This window comes from Bacillus sp. FSL R7-0672 (genome assembly GCF_038601465.1).
In the GTDB taxonomy this organism is placed as follows: Bacteria; Bacillota; Bacilli; order Bacillales; family Bacillaceae; genus Bacillus; species Bacillus pumilus.
Window position 1 is genome coordinate 2114749 of the sequence record NZ_CP152010.1, and the last position, 19884, is coordinate 2134632.

The window sequence follows — 19884 nt, forward strand, 5'->3', positions numbered from 1 at the left end:
GTAGAGACGCTTTTTCCTCTTGCTTATACCATTTTCATTTGCTGATGAGATGTCGTATATTCTAGCTCTTCTCTCATCGCTAAAAAATCTTTTTCTAATGAAGAAAATAATCGTTTGATCTCAGCGGATACTTCATGGTGGAAAACAATGCTGCTCTTTCCTGTATATGCGGAACGGCTGTCTTCATACCATGTATCCTTTTTCGGCGTGAAAAACTCTTCAATACATTGATGATAAATACGGTGAAGCGTCTGCTGCGCGGCTTGCTGCGGGAATGTCTGTTGCTGGCTGATTTTCCTGCAAATTGCCGCTGCATCCTCGCTGTACACTGCAAGCTTCCGTAATGTATTCAATATGTCACAATAATAGGCTTCCGCTTCAGGGTTTAATCGTTTCATACTTGATAAGGTAGCTTCGTTCAGAAAACCATTCATTTCAGTTGCAACCTTTGATAAAAAGACGCCTGCTTGATCAACTTGAGCCTTTACATTCATATGTGCCATTTGTTTTGTGTTTACCTTCCCCTCATGGCTTTATGACCATTTTATCTGACATCAATAGATGTTAGACCTAAAATCTTTTTTATATTTTATCATACATTTTTCATTCTTTTGAACTATTTTATTTCTTCAAATGTTTGATTGAAGTTTTCAAAAAATAGATCAGCTTCTTCTTGTACACCATCTGCTTCCACATTCTCTGGAAGCGGCGGTAATTCATCCAATGCCTTTAAGCCAAACTGCTCTAAAAAGGTAGGTGTTGTCCCATAAAGAATTGCTCGCCCAGGGCCATCGGCACGTCCAACTTCACAGAGCAGCGCTTTGGCTACTAAACTATGGAGCACCCGCTCTGATTTGACTCCTCTGATTTCTTCTACCTCACTGCGTGTGATCGGCTGTTTATAAGAAACGATTGCGAGTACTTCAAGTGCTGCTTGAGACAAACCTTTGGATGGGGTCTCGACTAATTTTTTCAAATAAATGCTGTATTCCTTTTTCGTCAGCAGCATATAAGAATCTGCATATTCAATGAGCTCAATTCCACGTTCTTGTTTTTGATACTCTTCCTTTACGGCAGACATCATGTCGAGTAACGCTGCCTCTTCTACTTCAAGAACAGACATGAGCTGTTTTTTTGTTAAGCCTTCGTCACCTGCTGCATAAAGCAGCGCTTCTATGATGGCTTTCCAATTCACGATATCAAGCGTCATGAATCGTTTCACTCCCTATTATATAAATGTCTTCAAAGTTTCCTTCCTGCTCTAACATGATTTGATGACTTTTCATCAATTCAAGAACAGCAAGAAACGTCACGACAAGGTGCTCCTTTTGATCATGTTGAAATAGAGTCATGAAATTGGTCCGCTTTTTCGTTTTTTTTAAATGTTTCATAATCTCATTCATTTTGTCTTCAATCGGGATTTCTTGTCTTGTAATCCTAGATGGTGCTGGTTTCGTTATTTTCTTTCGGTTCAATACCTTTTGGAACGCACCTAACATATCATACACCGTGACATGCAGGTTTGTGTCCTTCGCTTCCGATTCTTTTGCAAATTCGCTTAAATCACTCGGAGGTTTTGTAAAGGCATTTTGCCTTTCTTCCTCGCGTTCCTTTAGTTCTTGTGCTGCATCTTTATACTTTCGGTATTCAATCAGTTTGCCAATCAGCTCTTCTCGAGGGTCCTCTTCCTCTTCAAGCAGGTCTTCATCAAATAGCTCTTCCTCTTGTTTCGGAAGGAGCATTCTGCTTTTAATACTCAGGAGGGTTGCAGCCATCACCAAATATTCACTTGCCACATCAAGTTCAAGCTCCCTCATGGTATGCACATATAATAAATACTGCTCCGTAATTTTAGCAACGGGAATATCATAAATATCAATTTCCAACCGGTTGATTAAATGTAAAAGCAAGTCCAAAGGACCTTCAAACGAATCTATTTTCACCTGATATTCCAGCATTTTTTCTCACCATTTCTACTGTCTTCTAAGTACCGTTTCACCGGCTAACCTTTAGTATAAGACAGGATAAAGCTCTCGTCCAATATAATTTCGACCATGATGTCCTAGGCGAAATAAGAAAAACAGTGGTTTCGCCCATACCACTCAGGGCATTTATACATAGAATACCATTGTAAACAGAACTGATGAAAAAGGAGGCCGTATCATTATGGGAGATGGCTATAACTTTGGCGGAGGTTTCGCGCTTATTGTCGTGCTTTTCATCTTGCTGATCATCGTTGGCGCGGCTTGGGTTTATTAAAGAAACAGAGCGTCCTTTCACGAAGGGCGCTCTTTCTTCTTTTCTTTTCAATATGTTAGACTGAGAGTGGAAAAGGAGATGACCACTGTGTATCCTGAAGCGTACGTGGCTTTTTTACATGAATTTCATACGACAAGAGATTATTTTGAGTGTCATGAAATTCTTGAGGAGTATTGGAAGGAAGACCCGCCTGAGCAGCGCAAAGAATATTGGGTTGGCTTCATTCAGCTTGCCGTTGCTTTGTATCATCAAAGACGGGGAAATGGAAAAGGTGCAAAACGGCTCATTTCAAATAGCCTCCACTTGCTGGAAGCAAACCGGCCCGTATTATCGAACCTCGGTCTGGATGATGAGGCGTTTCTCAAACTTCTGAGAACGCTGAAGAAGAAAATGGCTGAAGACATGCCCTACGAAAGTGTGATGCTCCCGATTAAAGATGAAGCGCTCCTGTCTCTATGCCAAGAAACGGCTCAAAAAGAAGGACTGATCTTTGGTCAGGAGAGCAACTTATCCCACACATTTTTGATCGAAAAACATAGACTGCGTGACCGGACAGATGTATTGCTTGAACGAAAAAAGCAAATCGAACGTAAAAAAAGCAGAGGACTGTAGCCTCTGCTTTTACATGTGTGATATTTAGTTTGTTTCGCTGTGACACTTATGAAAGAAGCCTTGCGTTAATTCATTTGGAATGAGTGTTTTGGTTTTGAATACCTCTTCCACGGCTAAAACCATTTCCTTGCCGATTCCTTGATCTCGATGGGATGGATTCACACTAATATGCTCGATTTGTACTTGGTCGTCTGTTTTCAACACACCAATAGCACCTACGATATCCTCGCCATCTTTCCAAAGGAACAGCTGCCGATTTTCATCCATTTCATATGACTTCATCGTCTGCTGAAGCTGTTTGACGTCTTTCTCACCCGGCATGAAGGAGAGTAGCCCCATGGCAATTTTTTCAAAAGACCTCTTATAACGAATTAACATATATACCCCTCAATATTCAAATTATCCTTATGTCCAGCAAATGTCTCACGAATCATTTGCTCATCACACATTATAAACATTTTTATACCGTTTTTAAACTCTTTTTCACTAAATTAACGAAAGGTACGGTTGAGATTCGCCATTTCAATGGCAGCTGCAGCCGATTCGCTGCCTTTATTTCCAGCTTTTGTACCGGCTCTTTCGATAGCTTGTTCAATGGATTCTGTTGTTAGTACACCAAAGATAATCGGTACCCCTGTTGACATGGCACTTTGAGCAATTCCTTTAGCGGCTTCATTACAAACATAATCGTAGTGAGTTGTTGCGCCCCGGATTACAGTTCCAAGTGTAATGACGGCATCGTATTTCTCTGTTTCAGCGAGTTTTTTTGCCATGTACGGAATTTCAAAAGCACCCGGTACCCACACGACATCAATATCGTCACCGTTTGCTCCGTGTCTGAGCAATGTATCTTCTGCTCCATCAAGCAGTTTACTTGTAATAAAGTCATTAAATCTTGCGACGACAATTGCAAATTTTAGTCCTTCTGCTACTACATGCCCTTGTATTGTATTCATATGTTGATCATCCTTTTTTGTGATTTTTATTTTGTTTCGATCGTTGCTGTTTCTTTATTATTTAAATAGGTCTGCAATGCTTCTATTGTCAGCATTTTTAAACCGTGCTGTTTTTGGATCTCTTTTAGTTCTGGAACGCGCGCCATTGAGCCATCTACATTCATAATTTCACATATGACACCCGCTGGCTCTGAACCTGCCAGTTTCGCAAGATCTACTGCCGCCTCCGTATGACCTGGTCTTTCTAGTACACCGCCTTCTTTTGCAATGAGCGGAAATACATGACCTGGGCGGGCAAATTCTTCTGGTGTTGCGTCTTTATTTAACATGGCAAGCATAGTCGTAGAGCGCTCAAAAGCACTAATACCAGTCGTCGTTTTTACATGATCAATGCTCACTGTAAATGCTGTATGGTGAGCATCTGTATTTTCTTCTACCATTGGATGCAGGTTCAGGTGTTTGGCAATCGACGCATGGACCGGTGTACAAATGAGGCCTCTTCCATGTAAAGCCATAAAGTTAATCACTTCAGGCGTGGCATGCTCAGCAAGTGCCACAAAATCTCCTTCGTTTTCTCTGTCTTCATCATCCACAACGATAATGATTTCTCCTTCTTTTAGAGCATTTACTGCTTCTTCTACTGAATGATACATACAATCGCCTCCTAGAATCCGTGCTCTTTTAAAAATGATGGGGTCAATCGGGATGGCTGCTTTTCGCCTTGTTCTTTTGTTAAAAAGCGATAAATATATTTACCGATCATGTCACACTCTATATTCACGATCTCTCCCATAGATTTAGTCGGGAAAATAGTTCCTTCAAGCGTATGGGGAATAATAGAGACTGTGACGTGTGAATCTTGCAAATCGAAAATGGTTAAGCTGACACCATCTATTGCGATCGAACCCTTTTGCGTGAGCATATCTGTGAGGGTCTTTTCCATCTCTAAATCATAGTAAATGGCATTACTTTTCTTTTCTATTCGGGTAATGACTGCTGTCCCGTCAACATGTCCTGAGACAAAATGACCGCCGAATCGTCCATTCGAGGACATGGCCCGCTCTAAATTCACTGGACTGCCTGATGTCAGCTGATCCAGTGATGTCGCTTTGACCGTCTCTGGCATCACATCTGCTGTGAACTGTGCTTTTGTAAAGCTTGTGACTGTAAGACATACACCATTGATCGCAATACTGTCTCCAAGGTGAACATCTTCTAGCACACGGCTGCACTGAATGACAATTTCCATGGCATCTGCTGACTTTTTGCTTAATGACTGAACCGTGCCTACTTCTTCAATTATCCCCGTAAACATGTGATCCTCCCTTTCTTTTCATTTGTATTTCTCACTTTATAAAAAAGCGATGTTAGGGACATGTGATCGATTGAGCACCTTCGTCGCTTTTTATGGTCCATACAAGGTAGATGAGGGATCACCTAATAAACACTGCATGCCGGTCTATTAACTACATGTACATACAGAAAGCCCCGGAATAAATTCCGGGGCTTTGGCTTTTTTGCATCAGAAATAAAACTATGATCAACAAATATTTTTTGTTCATAGCTTTCTTTATCCTTCTCCCATCCAGACTTTCACTGTCGGCTTCAGCTTTTCACTGAATCAACCGTTAATAAATTAACGGGTCACGGGCTGTAAAGCATTTGCTTTATTACCGTCGGTCGGGATTTTCACCCTGCCCCGAAGGATACAATCGATATTTAGCTGTCCTTGGGGCTATTATAGCGATCCTTGTTGTCAAATGCAACAATCAAGATTTCTCACAAAAAAGCCTCCTTATAGGAAAGGAGACTTGTTAATTAACGACTTTTACTACTTTTATAAGACCATCTATTCTCTTTTCATTACTAAAGTAGGCTTTAATACGATCACCTTTCTTCAAGTCGGCCACATCATCTTCGAATTTCTTTCCACTAAAAATGATTTTTGTGCCGTTTTTTGCTTGACCGTAATATTCATCTCCGTCAATTTTCGTAATGGTATATTCATAGATGGTATAATCTTTATCATTATTTGTTAAGCTTTCACCAATGGCTGTTGGCACATCTTCAATTTTCATGCCATTCATGTATAAATAACCTGCACCTAAACAAAGCAGTAAAACAAATAAGATGGCCATTTTCAATTTAATTTTCCCCATATTTAGAACCTCCATCATCTGCACTTCGCCTATTTGTATGTTTTATTCCTTCTTTTGATGAAATAAAACCAAAAAAGCTGATTTCCATTAATGGTTACTTATATAACGATTGAGATGGACCTTTGGTTCCACCTTTTCATCATTACATATGATACGAATATGCGTTCTTTATTAAGGGGGTCTCTTTCCTCTTTATCGGTTAGCAAGGTACACATCATTAATGATCATCTTTTTTCGAGTGCGAATAAATCTTCCTCTAACAATTGCGATCTCTGAACAGCGATGTTCCGGCTGTCACGAACCCCTTGATTATAATAATAGCTTCCAAGGTTTTTTGTGATAAATTCTAGTATATTGATGGCTGCTAATTCACCAATTTCTTCTTCTCGTTCTTCGGCAAAATAACGCTGAATGGCAATCATCATTTGATTTTTTTCTTCTTTTGTTAATGGTTTCAAATTATCTCCTGCTTTCTTTCAGCATGACCCGCTTTTTAGATTTGTACTGACAATGTGGCGACACCCACAAATACGAATGTTTGTTCTCTTATCATATCACAAAATCGAATTTTGTCCATCACTCTTATAGTAGGAGGATGCCATAGCATGTTGTCATTATTTTAATATGGAAAGTATCGTCGCTACAGAATGATCTACAAATGAACGCTCTGGACGAGATTTCATGAGGACGGTCAGTCCAATGAAAGAAACGACCAGTGTTTGTGCTAAAGCTTTAGCATTCAGGCTTCTTTTGAGCTCACCCGAGCGAATACCTTGAACAATTCTTTCTTCGAAAATGACGGAAAGATACATCTGATGCTCTCTTGTAAGAATTTCAAATTTCTCTTCGTGTGGCGCAAGTTCCACTATTGTATTGATGCAAAAACACCCTTTACTCGGACCATCTCTATATTCCTCGTCTATTAAATCTGCAAATAATGCATGAAATGCTTCCTTGACAGAAAGATTGTTTTGAAGTTTTGTTCGAATATGAGCAGCATGCTGCTTTGTATATTTGCGTAATGCGGCCTCAAATAATTCCTCTTTATCTCCAAACGCTGAGTATAAACTTGGCCGCTGTATTCCCATTTTTTCAGTCAAATCACTTAATGTAGTGGCCCTATACCCCTTTTCCCAAAAAAGCACCATTGCCTCATCCAACGCTTTTTCCTTGTCAAATTCCCGTTGTCGAACCATCAGCAATTCCTCATTTCAACATTAAAATTTCTTCACAAAGTCAGACATCTATTTTTTGATATTATTCTCTATTTGATTACCAATCGGTATATTATAATTTTATTTTATCGACGTATGATTGTCAAATTGCCTTCCTCTTTCAAGATGAAAGTATTGACTTTAAAATGTTTTGTTGGTTATCCTTAACCAGAATCATAATATACCGATCAGTATATTATACTTTTTAGTACAAAAGGAGACGACGACATGCATGGTGAAAGAAAAAATCACTTCCATAGAACATCTTGAATTAGAAACGACTCATTTACAAAACAAACCGAAACAAGCGATGACTCGCTATATGGTTCTGCTTTTTGCGTCAGCCTGCGGGATGGCAGTTGCAAACATATACTTTGCACAACCGTTATTAGACTCCCTCGCATCCGAGTTTGGCATCTCCTATTCATCCATTGGCATCGTCATTACGATTACTCAGCTTTGTTATGCACTAGGACTGGTACTGATCGTACCACTTGGTGATCTGTTCAATCAAAGGCGGCTCATCATGGCTCAGATGCTAGTATCCGTGTTATCTCTGATTCTAGTCGGCATCGCCCCTACTGCCACCGTCCTGTTTATAGGGCTGGCTGCCGTCGGCATGCTTGCTGTGGTCACTCAGGTACTCGTAGCGTTCGCAGCGACATGGGCTGCTCCTGAAGAACGAGGCCGTATCGTGGGCTTGGTTCAAAGTGGCATTGTGATTGGTATTCTTCTCGCACGAACGTTTGCTGGTGTACTAACTGATCTCGCCGGCTGGAGGTCAGTCTATCTCGTGTCTGCGGTTATGATGCTCATCATAACCGCTGTGTTATACCGGTATCTCCCGCGCACTGCCAGCAAGAGAGCGTCTATATCCTATATGAAGCTGCTCGCTTCAATGTTTACATTGTTCAGACAAGAACGAATTCTTCGCATCCGAGGCATTCTGGGTTTACTGATCTTTATCGTGTTTGGCACGTTGTGGACTTCGCTCGTGCTGCCTCTCAGCAGCTCGCCATACAATCTTTCACATACGGCGATTGGTGCATTTGGTCTTGCCGGAGTTGCTGGTGCATTAGGCGCGGCTCGGGCTGGAGGCCTTGCTGATCGAGGCTTAGGACAATTAACAACTTGTATAGCCCTTGTCCTATTATTCGTTTCATGGTTTTTTATCTTTTTCACTGAATATTCACTTATTTTATTAATCATCGGTATTATTATTCTTGACCTATCTGTGCAGGCCGTACATGTGACCAACCAAAGTATGATTTTCACAGTGCTGCCTGAGGCGAGAAGCCGGCTCACTGCTGCTTATATGATTTTTTACTCCATCGGCAGTGCGACTGGTTCCATTGCTTCCACTAGCATATACGCAAACAATGGCTGGAGCGGAGTATGTTTATTTGGCGCCTCTGTCAGCGCCATTGCCCTTTTATATTGGTTCATCACCTACCGCCTCACGGAACAAATAACCGTAAAATCAGATTGATAATAAAAAAACACCGCGTTTAAGCGGTGTTTTGGATTAAGCATCGAAAACTTCGACTTTTTCCATTCCTTGGCCTTGTTCCATATCTAGAACAGCCTCGATACCAGATGTTACTTTGCCAAAAACAGTGTGAACACCGTTTAAGTGCGGCTGCGGGTCATGGACGATAAAGAATTGGCTACCGCCCGTGTCTTTACCAGCATGCGCCATTGATAATGAACCTCTTTCGTGTTGATGTGGATTCCCTTCTGTTTCACATTTAATTGTGTAACCAGGACCACCAGTTCCATTACCGTTTGGATCGCCACCTTGGCTTACGAAGCCTGGGATAACGCGGTGGAATTTCAATCCATCGTAGAAGCCTTCATTCGCTAATTTTTCAAAGTTTGCTACTGTACCTGGAGCAGCCTCTGGGTATAGTTCAAACTCAAGTTTCTTACCATTCGTTAGTTGTATGTATCCTTTTTTCGCCATTTTTCACATTCTCCTTTCAGGTTAAACAACGCTCATTATAGCACATTTTCGGTCATGTTAAACATCCCCTGCTCTTGATTGTGATTTACCTCTTTTCTTAGGATTGATACAATAGAAGAGCTTGATCCTTTTTTCCTATTAAATTGGTGACAGAATGAGCAACATGTCTTTATTTTTTGGAAAAGGAAAACATCTTAAAAAGAAAATTGAAACGTCGAATCGATTTGTTACGTCTATATGATGGAGTACATTTCTTTACGTGTACTCAAAAGATGAGTTTCTCTTGAAAGAGGAACCCTTTCGACTTGAAGGAGGTCAACATGTTTAAAAAATCAATGCTTAGTATGATGGCAGCGCTCCTTTTCCTCATTGGTGCGCCAAAAGTCAGCTTAGCGGATGCAGCTGTCGGCGATGTCATCGTCACACTTGGGCAAGACTTAACTCCGGCTGATCGCCAGAAGGTGCTTGACGAGTTGAATCCACCTGAAAATGCGACAAAAATTGAAGTAACCAATAAAGAAGAGCATGAATATTTAGGAAAGTATATCCCCCGTTCTTCTATCGGGACGAGAGCATTATCATCTTCATCTATCACCATTGAAAAATCAGGTACTGGTCTGACTGTGGATACACATAACATCAAGACCATTACAGACGAGATGTATTTAAATGCTTTAATGACAGCCGGTGTCAAGGATGCTAAGGTTGTTGTGACTGCACCGTTTGAAGTTTCTGGTACAGCCGCACTGACGGGTTTATTAAAAGCCTATGAAGTGTCTAGCGACAAAGCCATTCCAGAAGATGTGAAGCAGGTAGCAAACGAAGAGCTTGTGACAACGTCTAAATTGGGTGACTCCATCGGGAAAGACAATGCTTCTGCCCTTATCGCAAAAATCAAGGATGACATTGCGAAAAATGGTGTCCCTAAAACAACAAAAGAAGTAGAAGAAAAAGTGGATCAGGCTGCTTCTGATTTAAACTTAAATCTAACGCAAGATCAAAAGGATCAGCTTATTTCTCTATTCGATAAAATGAAGAACATCAATATCGATTGGAACCAGGTAGGATCTCAAATCGATAAAGCAAAAGACAAGATTACGAAATTCATAGAATCAGATGAAGGGAAAAACCTACTTCAAAAGATTTGGGATTTCTTTGTCTCCATTTGGAACGCGATCGTCTCTGTATTTACTGGAGGAAAATAAGTCATTATAAAAAGCTGCCTGATGTACAGGCAGCTTTTTTTACGTAGATGATTTCACTTTTGATTGATACGGTAAATCAAGTTTGACAATATCCGCATATGTTTCACGTTCAACCACAAGCTGCGCTTCCCCGTCTTCTACAAATACAACAGCCGGGCGCGGGATGCGGTTATAGTTATTTGACATACTGTAGCCGTAAGCTCCGGTACAAAAGACAGCTAATAAATCTCCTTGTGATAACTCTGGCAGATCGATATCCCAAATAAGCATATCTCCGCTTTCACAGCATTTCCCTGCAATAGAAACTGTTTGATTGTGCGATTGGCTCATTTTGTTGGCACTTGCCGCTTCATATTTCGCTTGATATAAAGCTGGACGAATGTTGTCACTCATTCCCCCATCTACCGCAACATAATCGCGAATGCCAGGTACGTGTTTTGATGAACCGATCGTATAAAGCGTTGTCCCTGCGTCACCAACAAGAGAACGGCCTGGCTCAATCCAAATCTCCGGCATATCAAACGCATAGCGTGTCACGTTCTCTTTTACAGCTTGGATAATTTTCTCGACGTATTCTGTCGCAGGAAGTGGTTCATCTTCTTCTGTATAACGGATGCCAAAGCCGCCGCCTAAGTTTAACACGGTCGAAATAAAACCAAATGATTCTCTCCATTCATCCAGCTTCAAAAAGATCTTGTCTGCTGCAAGGACAAAACCAGCTGTATCAAATATTTGTGAACCAATATGGCAATGAACGCCTAACAGCTCGATCACTTCTGATCCAAGTACTTGTTTCACCGCTTCATCTGCTTGTCCATTGTGAAGGTCAAAGCCAAATTTGGAATCCTCTTGGCCTGTTGTAATGTAATCATGCGTATGCGCTTCGACACCTGGTGTGATACGCAGCAGCACTTTCACCTGTTTTGACAGCTCTTGACCAAGCTCTTCAATGAGCTTCATTTCGTAAAAATTATCTACAACGATACAGCCGATCTCGTGCTCTAACGCCATTTTTAATTCATCTCTACTTTTATTGTTGCCATGGAAATGAATTTTTTCTACCGGAAACCCAGCGCAAATGGCTGTGTGAAGCTCCCCGCCTGATACGACATCAAGAGATAATCCTTCTTCCTTGGCAAGCTGAAACATCGCGATGGAGGAAAATGCTTTACTCGCATATGCTACCTGCGCTTTTAACTCTTCTTCTATAAATGCTTTTTGAAAGCTTTTTGCACGCTCCCGTATTAAAGCCACATCATATACATAAAGTGGTGTCCCATACGTTTCAGCTAAAGAAACGGCATCAACACCACCAATTTCTAAATGACCGAGTTCATTTTGTCTGCAAGTGCCGTGTAAATACAATGTCATTCCCTCTTTCTCCGCCTCGGCTGAAAAAAGACAGCTGCGTGAGCTGCCTTTTTGCCGTTTCTCAAAGTTAAAAATACAATATCACAATCTTCAGCCACTTTCAATGAGCGTTAAGAATTTGGCGGAATTTTTGATCTGTTTTGAGGGTGAACAATGCTTGGCCTTACTTTTGAGCCAGGAACAGACGTCCGAATCAGCACTTGCCACAAAGCCTTCCCATTAAAAGGAATAAATGGCCACATATAAGGCGTCTGCAATGAACGAATGGATGTTAAGTAGATGAGTAACAACGTAAAACCAATGATGAGTCCATTCAGCTTAAAGATCGCCACGAGCGCTAATATGATGAGTCGTACAATCTTATTGGCGACACTCAGCTCATAGCTTGGGGTTGTAAATGTACCAATTGCCGCTAGTGAGACGTATAAAATAACCTCTGGTGTAAATAAACCGACATCAATGGCAATTTGCCCAATTAAAACAGCCGCAATCAGCCCCATGGCGGTCGACAATGCGGTTGGCGTATGAATTGCAGCCATCCTTAAAAATTCCACCCCAAAATCAGCTAGAAATACTTGTAAAATCACTGGAATATGGGACGGTTTGTTAAAGCCAATATAGCTTAAATGATCTGGCAGAAGACTTGGTTCAAGGATAAACAGAAACCAAATTGGTAAAAGAAACGTTGAACATAAAATGCCTAAAAAGCGTACCCATCTTAGGAACGTACCAACTGCGGGTGCTTGGCGGTATTCTTCTGCATGTTGAACGTGGTGAAAAATGGTGGTTGGCGTAATGATGACACTAGGAGATGTATCCGTAATGATGATGACATGCCCTTCTAGTATATGGTTAGCGGCGACATCTGGACGCTCAGTGTAACGTACAAGGGGAAAGGGATTGTATCCTTGTTTAATAATGAATTCTTCAATTGTTTTATCAGACATCGTTAGCCCGTCGACTTTGATTCCTGACACTTCTTTCTCTATGATATCGACAAGATCTGGGTCCGCAATATCTTCAATGTAGCAAACACATACATCCGCTTTCGAACGTTCGCCTACTTTGAGCATTTTGTATCTCAGTTTTTCATCTCGCACCCGTCTTCGTATGAGTGCTGTATTGACAATAATGTTTTCAACAAAACCGTCTCTTGCGCCCCGGACAACCTTTTCTGTATCCGGCTCCTCTGGCATTCTGCCAGGATAGCTTCTGACATCAATGATAAATGCGTAGTTTTCACCTTCAACTACAACTGCCACAAGGCCCGACAGCACTTGGTCTACCGCTTCATCAAGTGTTTCAACCTTTGAGACCTGCTGATTAACAAGACGATTCTCAATCACACGAGCCATGTCATCTGATTCAGGTTCGTTGTCATTGATTTCAACTAGCTCTTTTAATAAGTAGATGACATACTGTGTGTCACACAGTCCATTTACATAGTAAAGTTGGATTTCCTGATCGTGTATATAAATTTTCCGCACGCCAAGGTCAAAGCTGAGACCCATTCCGACATTTTCTTTAAAGTAATCTTCATTTTTCTTCGGATCTCGGTACACGTTTACCTTGTCTTTCTTCATGGAAACCACTCCTTTCTAAAATTAATTCGACTGCTTTCATTGTGATCGGAGACCCTTTGCTCAGATCATCTTTCCGTCCCATTTTGCCAATATCTCCAATTCCAACAACAAACGGAAGATCGAGCGAATCAAGACAATACACGGTATCTCCACTCATTTTATGAGGCTCCATCTCAGGAAGACCATGCTTGTCGACACCGTATTCTGTCAGTTCACCCTCCCGGTCAATGGAAACATGAACCTTTGTCCATTCAGCTTGATGTGTTTTGGATGCAACGGCGATCGCCCCAATGACTTCAATTTCAGGATGACGCGCCACATGCTTCATCGCTATCTCCCCTGTTCCTTCACCTGTCAGACCAGAATCATCAAACATGACAAACACTGGATCATTCGGCGTTTTTAAAATCATCTGCACAAGTTCAGGTCCTGTTCGTTTGCTTGGATTTCCTTTTGAGCTGGAAATACATCGCCCACCGACATTTTTAGCAGCAAGCTCAATGGTTTTGGCAGCATATATATCTCCGTCTGTCACTAAAATGACTTTCCGTCTTTGCCCCATATTAGGTTATCCTTTCGGTTTAAAGATAAGAGCGATAATAAACGAGAATAAAATCGCAGCTGAAATTCCAGCAGAAGTTAATTCAAAAATACCGATCCCGATTCCGATGAACCCGTGTACATCTGCCTGATGCATCGCCCCATGAAGCAAGCTATGACCAAAACTGACGATTGGTACGGTTGCGCCCGCACCTGCAAATTCAATAAATTTATCATAAATACCGAATCCGTCTAAGATGGTACCCGCCACAACAAAGGTGGTCATGACATGTGCAGGCGTAAGTTTGAGTACGTCTAGTAAAAGCTGGCCAATGACGCAAATAAGTCCGCCTGCAACAAAAGCGATAAGATAATCCATTAGCTCTCTCCTCCTGCACGCTCAAATACGACACCGTGCGCAATGGTTGGAATGGTCTCTTTTTGCTGGACCATCATTGGACTTAGAAGCGCTCCGGTTGCCACAACGAGTACTCTTTGCAGATTTCCTGCTTTCATTTCTTGAAAAATGTGACTAAATGTCACAACAGCTGAACAAGCACAGCCGCTCCCACCAGCGAATACATTTTGATCGGGTGTATAGATGATTAAACCGCAATCATCATGCTTCCTCCCAAGCTGAATGCCTTCTTCCTTCAGAAGATCCTTTAAAATTGGTGAACCAATACCAGATAAATCCCCTGTTAAAATCAGATCGTAATCGTCCACCGTTCTTCCGAGGTCTTCTAAATGCTGCTTGATGGTATCTGCCGCTGCCGGAGCCATGGCCGATCCCATGTCAAATGGATCTGTAATTCCAAGATCCATCACCCTGCCTACTGTAGCGCTTGTAATTTGAATTGGAGAGGGCTCTTGGCTAATAATAACGGCCCCGCTACCAGTGACGGTACTTGTGGCTGTATCTGGTTTTTGTCCCCCGTATTCTGTTGGATTACGAAATTGGCGTTCTGCCGTTGCATTATGACTGCTTGTCGCTGCAATGGCTCTATTGGCAAAACCGCCATCAATGAGTGCTGACGCAATGGCGACCGATTCCATTGAGGTTGAGCATGCCCCAAACAAACAAAGAAACGGGATTTTCAATTCTCTTGCCACATAGTTTGCTGTGACGTTTTGATTGAGTAAATCTCCTGCCAGCAATAGATCAATATCGCTTTTTTGTAAATTTGCTTTTGATAAAGCACTGGATATCGCATCTTCCATAAGTTTTCTTTCAGCCATTTCCCAGTTCTTTTGATCACAATGGATTTCGTCATACGTTTTATCAATTAAATGACCAATCGGTCCTTCTTTTTCTTTCGGCCCTGCAGCTGTTCCCTCTGCATTGACGTAAAGCTTGTGCTCAAAAACCCAAGATTGTTTACCTGTTAGTTTCACGTTTCATTCCTCCTACGAAAACATCTTTTCCAAGACGTATCGAATGATCCCTACGACATATGCCGAAACGACACCAAATACAATGACGTTCCCAGCAAGCTTAAACATATTGGTGGCAACCCCTAAAACAAGCCCTTCACTTCTATGCTCAAGGGCAGCACTTGTCATACTGTTTGCAAATCCTGTCACCGGAACAGCCGATCCCGCTCCGGCAAACTGGCCGATTCTATCGTAAATACCGATACCAGTTAATATAGAAGAAATTAAAATGAGGGTCGCCACTGTTGGGTTCCCTGCTGTTTTTTCATTAAAATCAAAAAAGTGAATATAGAAATTTTGCAGCCCCTCGCCTATGGCACAGATCAATCCACCAACAAGAAAAGCCTTGATGCAGTTGAGGACATAAGGAGGTTTGGGCTGATACGTTTTCACCTTAGATGGATAGTTCTCTTTTAAACTCGACACGGTTGTTCCCTCCAAATTTTTAAATATAAATCAGCCAATGGAATAGTGAACCAAATACTTTGCCTAAGACAATGGCCATGAGAAGCAAAACAATTTTCCCGTCCATTCCAATTCTTTTCGTTAATATAGGAAGTACATTTAATACTTCAGTCAGCGCAGCCGCAAGCATGCCGACGAAAATGCCAGCCAAAAGACCGATCGGGAGCGCCAGCCATTTGGATAAATGCAAATGCACCTCGCTCAAGGTTGCCCAGCCGCCAACGACCGCCCCGGTGATGACAGCTGCCTCGTATCCTTGTATGAAGCGCTGCGTTTTCGTTAATTGCATTAAACGAGGGATGATGCCAAGCACTGTGAGAAATGCTACAAATCCTGCTCCTACCGTTAAACCGCCGCCAAGTCCAACTAACGCGACAAAAAGCCACTTACCGATCATGGATATCTTTCATTGTCTCTTTATTTTCTTTAAGGGCGACATAATGATCGAGATCGAGCTGATATTTAAACATCTCCACTTCGAGCGGACTTGGTTCTTCATTTAAACGCTTTTTAAATACATGATTGAAAAATAAAATCATGCCAAAGCCTAGACCGAAGCTATATGGAATTTGCAATAAATAAGGATGCTCAACCGTTTTTCCCGTGATCATTTCATATAGGCGGATATGAACGAGCCGCATACTGACATCCTCGTGGAAATTCATAATGGCAAGCGCCGCTCCGACAAATAATAGGAGCCACACGAACACAAATAAAACGGGAGAAAGCTGGCGTTTGCCTGTATCAATTTCAACAATGGCTTCAGCGCCTCCGACGGTTTGAATGTCGATGTCTGGCCATGTTTTTTTGATCGTTTTGACCACATGCATGATATCAAGAACGGCGATGTGACGATCCTTTTTACTGACATGATATATCGGCATCTTGCTAAGCTTTTGCACAGCAAACTCATCACCAGTGATTTGGGCGATATCTTCTAAATAAATGAGCTGATCATTACCGGTCTTAATGCGATGGCGCAGCCGAAGAAAGATTTGTCCGTCCATCCAAGTCACTTCCTATACGATGGGTTAAAAATAGTATGTGGTGAAAAATGGTTCTCATACCGAGAGAACTTGATTTACCGGTAATTACCACACGAAAAAAGCCAGCCGAATTGGCTAGCTCTCTTTTTGATCCATTTGCATTTGGATTTGTTTTAAAATTTTCTTTTCGAGCCGCGAGACTTGTACTTGTGAAATGCCGAGTCTCTCCGCTACCTCAGATTGTGTTTGGTCTTTATAATATCTTAAGTACACAATGAGTTTTTCTCGTTCTTCTAATTCCTTGATCGCTTCTTTCAGCGCGATTTTATCAAACCATCTTTCTTCTGAATGATCGGCAATTTGATCAAGTAATGTAATCGGGTCCCCGTCATTTTCATACACCGTTTCATGAATCGACGACGGCGTTCGGACCGCTTCTTGGGCGAGGACGACATCCTCTGGTGTGATATCTAGATATTCGGCTATTTCCAGGACGGTCGGCATTCTTCCGTGAGACTTAGACAATTCATCTCTTGCCCGCCGGATTTTATTACCAAGTTCCTTTAGTGACCGGCTGACTTTGACTGTTCCATCATCTCGAATGAATCGCTGGATTTCACCAATGATCATTGGGACAGCATAGGTCGAAAACTTCACATCATATGACAAATCAAATTTATCAACAGATTTTAGCAGTCCAATACAGCCAATTTGAAACAAATCATCTGGTTCATATCCTCTATTTAAAAAGCGCTGAACAACGGACCAAACAAGACGCATGTTTTTTTCTACGAGGAGGTCTCTTGCTTGCTGATCACCGTCTTGGCTTTTTTTGATGAGCTCTTTGACTTCATCATTTGACAGCTGGGCTTTTTTTGCTTGCTTTTTTACCTCCACATCCATATGAGCAGCTCCTTTAATTACAAAGCGCTTTGCTTTTTGATAGATGCTTTGTTAAACGGATGGTTGTGCCCATTTCTGGAGATGAGTCTATCATGACATCATCCATAAAATTCTCCATAATGGTAAAGCCCATTCCAGAGCGTTCTAAGTCTGGTTTTGTCGTGAAAAGCGGCTGTCTTGCTTCCTCAAGATCTGTAATGCCCATACCTTCGTCACGGATGGTGAGGTACACAACATGATCATCAAGTGTGACTTCGATATGCACCTTACCATCTGGATTCCCATCATAGCCATGGATAATAGAGTTTGTCACCGCCTCTGACACAACGGTTTTGATTTCTGTTAATTCATCTAATGTCGGATCAAGCTGGGCGATAAACGCCGCGACTGTCACCCTCGCAAAGGATTCATTTTGACTTAATGCAGAGAAGGTCAGGTTCATTTCATTCCTCATGATGCCACCCCCAATGTTTGCAATGCTGTTTGCTCTGAAGGCTCCATACGGATGATTTTAAATAAGCCAGACATATCAAATAACCGGTTCACTGCTGGCGAAATAGCACAGACGACCATTTCTCCGCCAAGCTGCTTAATTTCTTTATATCTTCCTAAAATCACTCCGAGACCTGAGCTGTCCATAAACGTTAAATCAGCCAAATTGAGCACAATGTGGCGAATGTCCTCTGTTTCCAAATAATTCGTCACCTTTTGTCTCAATGTTTCTGCGGAGTGATGATCGAGCTCTCCTGTTAATCGAATGCAAAGTACGCTCTCTTTTACTTGAAAATTAATATCAAGGCTCATCTTTTTATTCCTCCTTGCTCTAATTTCGGATAAAGATTGTTTCTCTTTTTTATCAAGTAAATCCTTCACCATGACAAAACTAGTGACCATTCGTCACATTTAGATGTTCTTTTCTTCTTCCTCATAGCAAAAAGACTGCCTGTTTCAGCAGCCTTCTCCTTTTTATTTCCATTTCACAAATTCAGCCATCGCTCGTTTGAAGAATGTCCAAACGCCCGCTTTTTCCATTCCTTCTTTGGCTTGAACAGGGCTTTCATGCAGCACTTTTCCGTCTTTTTTCAAGACAATGGTTCCAAGTTCCGTTCCTTTTGAGAATGGGGCCGTAACATCCTGAGACAGTTTGATTTCTTTTTTAATCTGATCCACATTTTCGCCTTTTTTCGTTAAAAGGGAGATTGGTTCAGAGGTGACAAGCTTAATTTTTTTCTTTGTCCCTTTGCTTACCTTGATTTCAGCTACATCTTGTCCTCGTTTGTAAAGCGGGTGTGTGGTGTATTGACTAAATGCATAGTCTAACATTTTGACCACTTGGGCGTTTCTGTCTTTTGGTGTACTTGCGCCGAAAACAACTGCAATGACGCGCATGTTTCCTTTTTTAGCGGATGCAGTCAAACAGTATTTGGCTTCCCCTGTAAAACCTGTTTTCAACCCATCGACACCTGGATAAAATTTAATCAATCGGTTCGTATTCACAAGCCAGAATTTTTTATCTGTGTTTTGACGGAGATAGTCTTCGTAGACACCTGTGAATTTGGTGATTTGTTCATATTTCAACAGCTCTTTTGCCATTTTTGCCATATCATGAGCTGTACTGTAATGGTCTTTTTCAGGAAGTCCTGTTGGGTTTTGAAAGACCGTAGAGGTGAGACCGAGTTCTTTTGCCTTTTTGTTCATTTGCTCGACAAACTGTTCTTCAGATCCGGCAATATGCTCTGCCATGGCAACTGAAGCATCATTTCCAGACGCAATCGCAATGCCTTTCAGCATTTCTTTCACGGTCATTTCTTCTCCAGGTTCAAGAAAGATTTGTGACCCTCCCATTGAAGCTGCATAGTCACTTGTTCTTACCTTGTCAGTCATTTTCAGTTTTCCTTGATCAATGGCTTCCATGATGAGAAGCATCGTCATGATTTTGGTCATACTTGCGGGTGCCAGCTTTTCATCGCTGTTTTTGTTGTAAAGCACTTTTCCCGTGTCACGTTCTATTAAGATGGCTGATTTGGCTTCGTGCACCAATTCTGATGTTTGTTTTTCTTCTGGTTTTTCAATCTTTTCTTTTGCTATCGCTGATGGTGAAACCATTGAGATAATGATCATTAAAATAAACAATGCACATATATGACGTTTCAAGTGGCAGACCTCCATTATCGTAATCCTTTCTATTTTTTCCTCATCGAGGCTGTTTTATTCAGAGATCATATGATTGACAT

Annotated in this window: 26 protein-coding genes, 1 pseudogene and 1 riboswitch; of the genes and pseudogenes, 4 read left to right on the forward strand and 23 right to left on the reverse strand. The window is 41.5% G+C overall.

What is annotated here, in order from left to right:
- Positions 1-23: 23 nt before the first annotated feature.
- The 3 genes from MKY18_RS10540 to MKY18_RS10550 form a co-directional block, all read right to left on the reverse strand.
- Positions 24-503, reverse strand: coding sequence for a YpuI family protein (locus MKY18_RS10540; RefSeq protein WP_065098324.1), 480 nt, complete (start codon positions 501-503; stop codon positions 24-26).
- 113 nt (positions 504-616) lie between these two features.
- Positions 617-1210, reverse strand: a complete 594-nt coding sequence (gene scpB / locus MKY18_RS10545) for an SMC-Scp complex subunit ScpB (protein ID WP_034661126.1) — start codon at positions 1208-1210, stop codon at positions 617-619.
- Entirely contained in the window at positions 1200-1958 is a 759-nt protein-coding gene (locus tag MKY18_RS10550) for a segregation/condensation protein A (protein WP_106067109.1), read from the reverse strand. The genes scpB and MKY18_RS10550 overlap by 11 nt, the downstream gene beginning before the upstream one ends.
- 208 nt (positions 1959-2166) lie before the next feature.
- Here MKY18_RS10550 and MKY18_RS10555 point away from each other — a divergent pair, with 208 nt between their 5' ends.
- Entirely contained in the window at positions 2167-2259 is a 93-nt protein-coding gene (locus MKY18_RS10555; protein ID WP_012010430.1) for a YjcZ family sporulation protein, read from the forward strand.
- Between the two features lie 87 nt (positions 2260-2346).
- Positions 2347-2871, forward strand: a complete 525-nt coding sequence (locus MKY18_RS10560; RefSeq protein ID WP_044141077.1) for a DUF309 domain-containing protein — start codon at positions 2347-2349, stop codon at positions 2869-2871.
- Between the two features lie 24 nt (positions 2872-2895).
- On the opposite strand, the gene MKY18_RS10565 is transcribed toward MKY18_RS10560, so the two are convergent.
- The 7 genes and pseudogenes from MKY18_RS10565 to MKY18_RS10595 form a co-directional block, all read right to left on the reverse strand.
- Positions 2896-3249 carry a GNAT family N-acetyltransferase gene (locus MKY18_RS10565; protein WP_003215830.1) on the reverse strand — a complete coding sequence of 118 codons (354 nt, stop codon included), beginning with the start codon at positions 3247-3249 and terminating at the stop codon, positions 2896-2898.
- Between the two features lie 113 nt (positions 3250-3362).
- Complete coding sequence (ribE, locus tag MKY18_RS10570; RefSeq protein ID WP_012010433.1) at positions 3363-3827, reverse strand: 6,7-dimethyl-8-ribityllumazine synthase; 465 nt, start codon at positions 3825-3827, stop codon at positions 3363-3365.
- A 74-nt stretch (positions 3828-3901) separates the two neighbouring features.
- Positions 3902-4480: pseudogene (gene ribB, locus MKY18_RS10575) on the reverse strand (3,4-dihydroxy-2-butanone-4-phosphate synthase); the annotation flags it as partial.
- An 11-nt stretch (positions 4481-4491) separates the two neighbouring features.
- Entirely contained in the window at positions 4492-5142 is a 651-nt protein-coding gene (gene ribE / locus MKY18_RS10580; RefSeq protein WP_065098326.1) for a riboflavin synthase, read from the reverse strand.
- Between the two features lie 254 nt (positions 5143-5396).
- A riboswitch (FMN riboswitch) is annotated at positions 5397-5538 on the reverse strand.
- A 103-nt stretch (positions 5539-5641) separates the two neighbouring features.
- On the reverse strand, positions 5642-5986 hold the full coding sequence (locus tag MKY18_RS10585; RefSeq protein WP_003215701.1) for a hypothetical protein: 345 nt from the start codon (positions 5984-5986) through the stop codon (positions 5642-5644).
- 224 nt (positions 5987-6210) lie between these two features.
- Positions 6211-6444, reverse strand: coding sequence for a DUF2164 domain-containing protein (locus tag MKY18_RS10590; RefSeq protein WP_003215556.1), 234 nt, complete (start codon positions 6442-6444; stop codon positions 6211-6213).
- 156 nt (positions 6445-6600) lie between these two features.
- The gene (locus tag MKY18_RS10595; RefSeq protein WP_065098328.1) at positions 6601-7182 is read right to left on the reverse strand and encodes a TetR/AcrR family transcriptional regulator; all 582 of its coding nucleotides are present in this window, start codon (positions 7180-7182) and stop codon (positions 6601-6603) included.
- Between the two features lie 250 nt (positions 7183-7432).
- Here MKY18_RS10595 and MKY18_RS10600 point away from each other — a divergent pair, with 250 nt between their 5' ends.
- The gene (locus MKY18_RS10600; RefSeq protein ID WP_065098329.1) at positions 7433-8689 is read left to right on the forward strand and encodes an MFS transporter; all 1257 of its coding nucleotides are present in this window, start codon (positions 7433-7435) and stop codon (positions 8687-8689) included.
- A gap of 36 nt (positions 8690-8725) precedes the next feature.
- Here MKY18_RS10600 and MKY18_RS10605 read toward each other — a convergent pair whose 3' ends face one another.
- Positions 8726-9163, reverse strand: coding sequence for a peptidylprolyl isomerase (locus tag MKY18_RS10605; protein ID WP_003215505.1), 438 nt, complete (start codon positions 9161-9163; stop codon positions 8726-8728).
- A gap of 320 nt (positions 9164-9483) precedes the next feature.
- Here MKY18_RS10605 and MKY18_RS10610 point away from each other — a divergent pair, with 320 nt between their 5' ends.
- Positions 9484-10368, forward strand: a complete 885-nt coding sequence (locus MKY18_RS10610; RefSeq protein WP_003215933.1) for a DUF1002 domain-containing protein — start codon at positions 9484-9486, stop codon at positions 10366-10368.
- A gap of 39 nt (positions 10369-10407) precedes the next feature.
- Here the strand turns inward: MKY18_RS10610 and lysA are convergent, their stop codons facing one another.
- The 12 genes from lysA to MKY18_RS10670 form a co-directional block, all read right to left on the reverse strand.
- A complete protein-coding gene (lysA, locus tag MKY18_RS10615) occupies positions 10408-11733 on the reverse strand; it encodes a diaminopimelate decarboxylase (protein ID WP_065098330.1) in 1326 nt (441 codons plus the stop codon).
- Between the two features lie 116 nt (positions 11734-11849).
- A complete protein-coding gene (locus MKY18_RS10620) occupies positions 11850-13331 on the reverse strand; it encodes a spore germination protein (RefSeq protein WP_106067110.1) in 1482 nt (493 codons plus the stop codon).
- Complete coding sequence (locus tag MKY18_RS10625) at positions 13276-13884, reverse strand: stage V sporulation protein AE (RefSeq protein WP_003216039.1); 609 nt, start codon at positions 13882-13884, stop codon at positions 13276-13278. The genes MKY18_RS10620 and MKY18_RS10625 overlap by 56 nt, the downstream gene beginning before the upstream one ends.
- 6 nt (positions 13885-13890) lie before the next feature.
- Complete coding sequence (gene spoVAE / locus MKY18_RS10630; RefSeq protein WP_007501045.1) at positions 13891-14241, reverse strand: stage V sporulation protein AE; 351 nt, start codon at positions 14239-14241, stop codon at positions 13891-13893.
- The gene (gene spoVAD / locus MKY18_RS10635) at positions 14241-15257 is read right to left on the reverse strand and encodes a stage V sporulation protein AD (RefSeq protein ID WP_044141070.1); all 1017 of its coding nucleotides are present in this window, start codon (positions 15255-15257) and stop codon (positions 14241-14243) included. The genes spoVAE and spoVAD overlap by 1 nt, the downstream gene beginning before the upstream one ends.
- Before the next feature lie 12 nt (positions 15258-15269).
- Entirely contained in the window at positions 15270-15722 is a 453-nt protein-coding gene (gene spoVAC / locus MKY18_RS10640) for a stage V sporulation protein AC (RefSeq protein WP_065098331.1), read from the reverse strand.
- A 19-nt stretch (positions 15723-15741) separates the two neighbouring features.
- Positions 15742-16158, reverse strand: a complete 417-nt coding sequence (locus MKY18_RS10645) for a stage V sporulation protein AB (RefSeq protein WP_044141069.1) — start codon at positions 16156-16158, stop codon at positions 15742-15744.
- Entirely contained in the window at positions 16148-16768 is a 621-nt protein-coding gene (locus MKY18_RS10650) for a stage V sporulation protein AA (protein WP_034661143.1), read from the reverse strand. The genes MKY18_RS10645 and MKY18_RS10650 overlap by 11 nt, the downstream gene beginning before the upstream one ends.
- Before the next feature lie 114 nt (positions 16769-16882).
- A complete protein-coding gene (sigF, locus tag MKY18_RS10655; protein WP_044141067.1) occupies positions 16883-17650 on the reverse strand; it encodes an RNA polymerase sporulation sigma factor SigF in 768 nt (255 codons plus the stop codon).
- Between the two features lie 13 nt (positions 17651-17663).
- Positions 17664-18104 (reverse strand): anti-sigma F factor, encoded by a 441-nt coding sequence (gene spoIIAB / locus MKY18_RS10660; RefSeq protein WP_012010447.1) that lies wholly within the window; start codon positions 18102-18104, stop codon positions 17664-17666.
- The gene (gene spoIIAA, locus MKY18_RS10665; protein WP_065098333.1) at positions 18101-18454 is read right to left on the reverse strand and encodes an anti-sigma F factor antagonist; all 354 of its coding nucleotides are present in this window, start codon (positions 18452-18454) and stop codon (positions 18101-18103) included. Before spoIIAA ends, spoIIAB begins: the two co-directional genes overlap by 4 nt.
- A 162-nt stretch (positions 18455-18616) precedes the next feature.
- Positions 18617-19804: a D-alanyl-D-alanine carboxypeptidase family protein gene (locus MKY18_RS10670; protein ID WP_065098334.1), complete on the reverse strand. Its 1188-nt coding sequence runs from the start codon at positions 19802-19804 to the stop codon at positions 18617-18619.
- Positions 19805-19884: the final 80 nt, after the last annotated feature.

Bases quoted from the DNA above. Each gene is read 5' to 3' on its own strand.
- sigF (WP_044141067.1), bottom strand. From the start codon at position 17,650: ATGGATGTGGAGGTAAAAAAGCAAGCAAAAAAAGCCCAGCTGTCAAAT.
- MKY18_RS10610 (WP_003215933.1), top strand. From the start codon at position 9,484: ATGTTTAAAAAATCAATGCTTAGTATGATGGCAGCGCTCCTTTTCCTC.
- MKY18_RS10540 (WP_065098324.1), bottom strand. From the start codon at position 503: ATGGCACATATGAATGTAAAGGCTCAAGTTGATCAAGCAGGCGTCTTT.
- spoIIAA (WP_065098333.1), bottom strand. From the start codon at position 18,454: ATGAGCCTTGATATTAATTTTCAAGTAAAAGAGAGCGTACTTTGCATT.
- spoIIAB (WP_012010447.1), bottom strand. From the start codon at position 18,104: ATGAGGAATGAAATGAACCTGACCTTCTCTGCATTAAGTCAAAATGAA.
- MKY18_RS10600 (WP_065098329.1), top strand. From the start codon at position 7,433: ATGGTGAAAGAAAAAATCACTTCCATAGAACATCTTGAATTAGAAACG.
- MKY18_RS10565 (WP_003215830.1), bottom strand. From the start codon at position 3,249: ATGTTAATTCGTTATAAGAGGTCTTTTGAAAAAATTGCCATGGGGCTA.
- MKY18_RS10605 (WP_003215505.1), bottom strand. From the start codon at position 9,163: ATGGCGAAAAAAGGATACATACAACTAACGAATGGTAAGAAACTTGAG.
- spoVAE (WP_007501045.1), bottom strand. From the start codon at position 14,241: ATGGATTATCTTATCGCTTTTGTTGCAGGCGGACTTATTTGCGTCATT.
- MKY18_RS10595 (WP_065098328.1), bottom strand. From the start codon at position 7,182: ATGGTTCGACAACGGGAATTTGACAAGGAAAAAGCGTTGGATGAGGCA.
- MKY18_RS10585 (WP_003215701.1), bottom strand. From the start codon at position 5,986: ATGGGGAAAATTAAATTGAAAATGGCCATCTTATTTGTTTTACTGCTT.
- scpB (WP_034661126.1), bottom strand. From the start codon at position 1,210: ATGACGCTTGATATCGTGAATTGGAAAGCCATCATAGAAGCGCTGCTT.
- MKY18_RS10555 (WP_012010430.1), top strand. From the start codon at position 2,167: ATGGGAGATGGCTATAACTTTGGCGGAGGTTTCGCGCTTATTGTCGTG.
- ribE (WP_012010433.1), bottom strand. From the start codon at position 3,827: ATGAATACAATACAAGGGCATGTAGTAGCAGAAGGACTAAAATTTGCA.
- ribE (WP_065098326.1), bottom strand. From the start codon at position 5,142: ATGTTTACGGGGATAATTGAAGAAGTAGGCACGGTTCAGTCATTAAGC.
- MKY18_RS10550 (WP_106067109.1), bottom strand. From the start codon at position 1,958: ATGCTGGAATATCAGGTGAAAATAGATTCGTTTGAAGGTCCTTTGGAC.
- MKY18_RS10625 (WP_003216039.1), bottom strand. From the start codon at position 13,884: ATGGGGCAAAGACGGAAAGTCATTTTAGTGACAGACGGAGATATATAT.
- MKY18_RS10650 (WP_034661143.1), bottom strand. From the start codon at position 16,768: ATGGACGGACAAATCTTTCTTCGGCTGCGCCATCGCATTAAGACCGGT.
- MKY18_RS10645 (WP_044141069.1), bottom strand. From the start codon at position 16,158: ATGATCGGTAAGTGGCTTTTTGTCGCGTTAGTTGGACTTGGCGGCGGT.